This is a genomic window from Saccharopolyspora spinosa NRRL 18395, assembly GCF_000194155.1.
Classification (GTDB): Bacteria; Actinomycetota; Actinomycetes; order Mycobacteriales; family Pseudonocardiaceae; genus Saccharopolyspora; species Saccharopolyspora spinosa.
In genome coordinates, this window is the sequence record NZ_GL877890.1 from 1 (window position 1) to 5566 (window position 5566).

The 5566-nt window shown below is 67.5% G+C and carries 7 protein-coding genes and 1 pseudogene; all 8 read right to left on the reverse strand.

From position 1 onward, the window contains the following. On the reverse strand, window positions 1-206 hold a 206-nt coding region (locus tag SSPN_RS61350), incomplete at its 3' end, for a hypothetical protein (RefSeq protein WP_010316683.1). Between the two features lie 214 nt (window positions 207-420). Continuing rightward, the gene (locus SSPN_RS0141670; protein ID WP_010316685.1) at window positions 421-834 is read right to left on the reverse strand and encodes a hypothetical protein; all 414 of its coding nucleotides are present in this window, start codon (window positions 832-834) and stop codon (window positions 421-423) included. 156 nt (window positions 835-990) lie between these two features. Further along, window positions 991-1524 carry a hypothetical protein gene (locus SSPN_RS57445; protein WP_192814572.1) on the reverse strand — a complete coding sequence of 178 codons (534 nt, stop codon included), beginning with the start codon at window positions 1522-1524 and terminating at the stop codon, window positions 991-993. A gap of 270 nt (window positions 1525-1794) precedes the next feature. Continuing rightward, window positions 1795-2091 carry a hypothetical protein gene (locus tag SSPN_RS0141680; protein ID WP_010316688.1) on the reverse strand — a complete coding sequence of 99 codons (297 nt, stop codon included), beginning with the start codon at window positions 2089-2091 and terminating at the stop codon, window positions 1795-1797. A 206-nt stretch (window positions 2092-2297) separates the two neighbouring features. Continuing rightward, complete coding sequence (locus SSPN_RS0141685) at window positions 2298-2639, reverse strand: hypothetical protein (protein ID WP_010316690.1); 342 nt, start codon at window positions 2637-2639, stop codon at window positions 2298-2300. A gap of 190 nt (window positions 2640-2829) precedes the next feature. Continuing rightward, a complete protein-coding gene (locus SSPN_RS57450) occupies window positions 2830-3084 on the reverse strand; it encodes a hypothetical protein (protein WP_010316693.1) in 255 nt (84 codons plus the stop codon). An 812-nt stretch (window positions 3085-3896) separates the two neighbouring features. Continuing rightward, on the reverse strand, window positions 3897-4265 hold the full coding sequence (locus SSPN_RS56275; RefSeq protein WP_192814571.1) for a hypothetical protein: 369 nt from the start codon (window positions 4263-4265) through the stop codon (window positions 3897-3899). A gap of 895 nt (window positions 4266-5160) precedes the next feature. Beyond that, window positions 5161-5566, reverse strand: a pseudogene (locus tag SSPN_RS56285) (hypothetical protein); the annotation flags it as partial.

Genomic DNA, 5566 nt, shown 5'->3' on the forward strand with positions numbered 1-5566 from the left:
AACCCGGATCCCCAGCCCTGGCTACGCAAAACAGAATCACTGGGCGGCAACACCACCATTCCCTGGTCCGGTTCCGGTTCTGGCACCGGAATCACCCACATCCCGGTCACCGCAGAAACATCGGCTACCTCGGCTTCCTCGCCCAGCTGCGGATCCCACAACACGACCACATCGCGCCCAGCAAGGTCTTTGCTGTCGGTATGCACCGCATCTCACCGGTCTCCGCCCGTGTCCTTTTCACGCCCGCCCCGGTTTTCCCCGCCTCAGGCCCGGACGCACCGGGCTGACGCTTCGGGCCCGTCACCTCGGTGGGCAACCCGGATCCCCAGCCCTGGCTACGCAAAACAGAATCACTGGGCGGCAACACCACCATTCCCTGGTCCGGTTCCGGTTCTGGCACCGGAATCACCCACATCCCGGTCACCGCAGATCCCCCGACACAGCTGAACCCGCCACCGCATGCCAGCCGTCCTGATCAGTCCCAGTCAACTCCGATACCCCCGCCGGCCCCGCAATCCGCTCATCCCGCCCCGCCACCGGGACCTCACCCACCCCGGTCTCCATCACCTCCCGGTCCTTCTTCTTCCGCCCTCGCCCCCGCTTCTTTGCCTTCTTTTGCTGCTTCCACTCCGCCGCCTTCGGCTGGAGCGCCGCCAGCTCCCCAGCCTGCTCCGAAGTCAGCTGCCCCCGCTCATTCAACTTCTCCAACTCCGCAAACCGATCGGCGGCGGCCTTTCTTGCCCGGCGATACTTCACCGCCTTTTCCCTGTCTTTCCGTCTCCTCTCCGCCGTCAGCTCGTCCTGTTCTGTTGCCTGATCGGTCGGGGTGAGCACCCCACTCTCGTCATTGCCCGGACTACCGGGGTCAATCCCAGCTGCGGCTGCTGTCACTTTCCGCCGCTTCGCCCCCCAGGAACTCTCACCGGTCTCCGCCCGTGTCCTGGACTCCCGGAAACAGCCCCAGCAGCAGCTGCGTCCACCGTCCGCCGCTTAACCCCCCCGGAACCCGGGCCAGCCTCCTCCCTCGTCCTCTCCGCGCTCGCGTCGGCTTTCCCCGCCACCGGCCCGGACCCGGATTCCTCCCCCACCGGCCCGGACACACCGCGCCGACGTTTCGGACCCGTCACCTCGGCGGGCGTACCCGCCGTCCTGAGCAGTCCCAGTCCACTCCGATACCCCCTCCAGCCCCGCAATCCACTCATCCCGCCCCACCGGGGCCCCACCCACCCCTGTCTCCGTCACCCCCCGATCCTGCTTCTTCCGCGCCCGCCCCACCACCTTCAACCGAAGCGCCGCCAACTCCGCCGCCTGCTCCTCAGTCAACGGCCCCTGCCCCACCAACTCCTCCAACTCCGCCTGCGCCACCTGCTCCTCAGCCAGCCCTTCCCGACCCTCCAACTCCGCAACACGGGCGGCAGCAGCCCTTAACCTCTGGTGATACTCGACGTCCTTTTCCTTAGTTTGCTGCTTCTGCTGCGCCTTCGGCCGTAGCGCCGCCAGCTCCGCCTCCTGCTCCTCAGTCAACGGACCCCGTCCCGCCAACTCCTCCAACACCACAACACGATCGGCAGCAGCCTTTAACCCCTGGCGATAACCGCACCCCCCGCATCCCGGTCGGAATCCGCCCACACCCCAGACTCCCCCACCTCGCCCACCGCATCCGGCCACCCCTCATCGGGCCACACCGCACGTTCCGGAAACGGGTCACCGAATGTGCCCCCGCCAGGACCTTCGACCCCGAACAACCCAACGGAGCTCTCCCAATCGTGGTAGTCGGGGAGGAAACCGGCGAAATCATCCGCTCCGGCATCCGGTCCCAGGAACGCGGTCAGCTCGGGGTTGAAGCTCCGCCAACTCTGCCACCGGCTCCACAGTCAGCGGCCCCCGCTCCTTCAACGCCTCCAACTCCGCAACACGGGCGAAAGCCGCCTTTCTCGCCCGGCGATATCTCGCTTTCGCGTCCTTCTTTTTCTGCTTCTGGTGTGCCACCTTCGCCTGGAGCTCAGCCAGCTCCGCCTCTTGCTCGTCAGTCAGCGGCCCCTGCTCTTTCAACTCCTCCAACTCCGCAACACGGGCGGCAGCTGCTTTCATCTCCCTGCGATATTTCGCGGTAGCTGGCCTGATTCACCCCACGCCCAGACTCCCCCACCCCGCCCACCGCATTCCCACCCACCGCATCCGGCCACACCGCACCTTCCGGAAACAGGTCACCGAAAGATCCCTCGTCAGGCCCTTCGACCCCGAACAACCCAACGGGATCCGCCCAGTCGTGATAGTCGGGGAGGAAACCGGCAAAATCATCCGCTCCGGCATCTCCCGCACCCGCATCGCTCGACACGGGCAGCCTCGGCTTTTCTCGCCCGACGAGACCTCGCGTTATTTTCCGCCTTCTGCTGTTTCGACTCCGCCACCTTCGACTGGAGCTCCGCCAGCTCAGCCGCCAGCTCCTCAGTCAACTCCTCCCGCCCCGCCAACTCCTCCAACACCACAACACGGGCAGCCTCGGCTTTTCTCGCCCGGCGATACTTCGCTTTGCCTTCCGTCTGTTGCTGTTTCCGCTGCGCCTCCTTCGACTGGAGCTCCGCCAGCTCCGCTTCCTGCTCCTCAGTCAGCGGCCCCCGCCCCTTCAACTCCTCCAACTCCGCAACCCGACCGCCGACAGAGCCTCAACAGCAGCGGACGCGTCCACCTTCCGCCGCTTAACCCCCCCAGAACCCTCCCCAATCTCCCCCCGCGAACCCTGGTCAGCCTCGTCCCGCGAATTCCCGGCACTCGCGTCGGCTTTCCCCGCCACCGGCCCGGACACACTGCGCCGACGTTTTGGGCCCGTCACCTCGGCGGGCAGCCCAGACCCCGCGCCACCCCAGACTCTTCCACCTCCCCCACGGAAACTTCCCAGTCGTGGTAGTCGGGGAGGAAACCGGCGGAATCGTCCCCCCAGGCGACCGCCCCGGTATCTCCGGCACCCGCATCGTCACCGGCATCCGGTCCCAGGAACGCGGTCAACTCGGTCGCGAGAACGTCCTCGACAGCGCCCTCGCCAAGCATCACCCCGGCATCTCCCGCACCCGCATCCCCCGACACAGCCCGCCTTCTGCCGCTTGGCACCCCGCGAACTCTCGCCAGCCTTCCCCCGCGATCTCTCACCGGCCTCCGCCCGTGTCCTTTTTGCGCCCGGGCCGGGTTTCCCGGCCTCCAGCCCGGACACACCGGGCTGACGCTTCGGACCCGCCACCTCGGTGGGCAGCCCGGATCCCCAGCCCTGGGCCAGCTCCGCCGCCTGCTCCTCAGCCAGCTGCCCCCGCCCCGCCAACTCCTCCAACACCACAACCCGATCGGCAGCAGCCCTTAACCCCTGGCGATACGTCGCGCTCCTTCCCTTCGTATGCTGCTTCCACCCCGCCATCTTCGACTGGAGTTCCGCCAGCTCCGCCTCCTGCTCCTCAGTCAGCGGCCCGTGCCCCTTCAACTCTTCCAACTCCGCAACCCGATCGGCAGCAGCCCTTCTCGCCTGATACTGCTTCACGTCCCTTGCCTTCCTTCCAACACCACAACCCGATCGGCGGCAGCGCTTAACCTCTGGCGATACTTCGCGCTTCTTTCCCGTTTTTCTGTTTCCGCTGTGCACTCCGCTCGTCCTGTGGTGTTACCTGATCGGTCGGGGTGAGCAGCTCACTCGTCATTGCCCGGACTGCCGGGGTCATGCGGCTGCTGTCACCTTCCGCCGCTTGGTGCCCCTCGAACTTTCGCCAGCCCCCGCCCGCGACCCCTCATCGGCCTCCGCCCGTGTCCTCTTCGTGCCTTTCGAGCCGGTTTTCCCGGCCTCCGGCCCGGACGCGCCGGGCTGACGCTTAGGGCCCGTCACCTCGGTGGGCAGCCCGGATCCCCAGCCCTGGCTACGCAACCCGGAACCACAGCGCCACCACCTCCTCCAGCGACACCACAGCATCCCCACCCACCAACCCCCGGATGTCATGGGTGTCCTCCACAATCCGCCGCGCCGCCAGCTCATCCCCGCCAGAGCGGTCCAGCTTCCTCGCCCGGTCGATCTCCCCCCGCAGATCCGAGCGCGACCACTGCCCCGCCGGCGGCGGTCCCGACCCAGCCACGCCGCCCGGAACAGCCACCGAAGACTCCACCAGACCGGCCAGACCCTCCGGCGCTCCGGCCAGATCCTCCGGCGCCCCGGGCACCGGTCTGGGAACAGAGCCATCGGCGGCGAATACCGTCCACTGCGGCCCGCGCCCGCCCTGTCCCGGTGTCACCGCGACAACATCACGCCCCACCCCCTGTAGCCGAACCATCCGCACCGAATACCGTCCACTGCGGCCCGCGCCCGCCCTGTCCCGGTGTCACCGCGACAACATCACGCCCCATCCCCTGGGCCAGGGCCGAACCCTGCCCCGGCGAGACCACCACACCCGCACCCGGATTGCTCTGTGCGACCAGCAGCACAGGCCCGCCCGAGGAATCCGCGACACCACCCCGCACGAACTCCACCAACCACCGGGCGCCTCACCCATCACCCCACAACTCCCAGCCAGCGGGGAACAACTCCGTGCGATAGCCGTGGCCGTGGCCGTGAAACACGACGACTCCGCCGCGATACGCCAGATCACCGAGGACAATCGCTGACCGATGCTTGCCTCACGCAAAGTTTTGATGCGACGCCACACTCGCCAGGACGTCCGACGAGCAGCCTCGAGATGACCCGGTCATTGTCCGCCCCAAGATGATCATCCGCCCATCCCGCCGTCCGACGAGGCCACAATTCCAGCTTGACGGCACAACAAGAGGCACGAACATGAACAACAGCCACGACTGCCCCGAAAACCGAAAACCACTGCCCGACACCACAGCATCCCCACCCACCAACCCCGGAATGTCATCCACCGGTGGCGGTCCCGACCCTGCCATGCCGGCCGGAGCAGGCACCGAAGACTCCACCAGACCGGCCAGGCCCCCGTGCCCGCCAGCCGGCACCGGAGCACCGGGCCCAGCCACCGGCCTAGCCGAACCATCCGCACCGAATACCGTCCACTGCGGCCCCCCCCCCCCCTGCCCCGCTGTACTCCTCCAACACCACAACACGATCGGCGGCAGCCTTGCTCGCCTGGTACTGCTTCGCGTTATCTGCCTTCTTTTGCTGCTTCCACTCCGCTACCTTTCGCTGGAGCTCCGCAAGCTCCGCCGCCAGCTCCTCAGGCAACTCCCCGCGCCCCGCCAACTCCTCCAACACCACAACCCGATCGGCTTCGGCCTTTCTCGCCTGGCGGTGGCATCGGTTTTTCTGCCGGGATCGCCGTGCACCACGTCCCGGGTGCGGGACTCACCGGTCGCCGGCCCCGGGTCGTCAGCGGACTGCCGCAGCATGCCCCTCCCCGGCTGCGGTGTGGCCCCGGCGGGGATACTCAGCCCGGTACCGAGCGTGTCCAGCCTATCCGCCAGCGCCTGGGAAAACTCCACCACCCGGTCCAGGTGATCACCACCGAGTTCGTGGTGCCTGGCCGCGACCAGCGCCACCACCTCCTCCAGCGACACCACAGCATCCCCACCCACCAACCCC

Bases quoted from the DNA above. Each gene is read 5' to 3' on its own strand.
- SSPN_RS0141680 (WP_010316688.1), bottom strand. From the start codon at position 2,091: ATGAAAGCAGCTGCCGCCCGTGTTGCGGAGTTGGAGGAGTTGAAAGAG.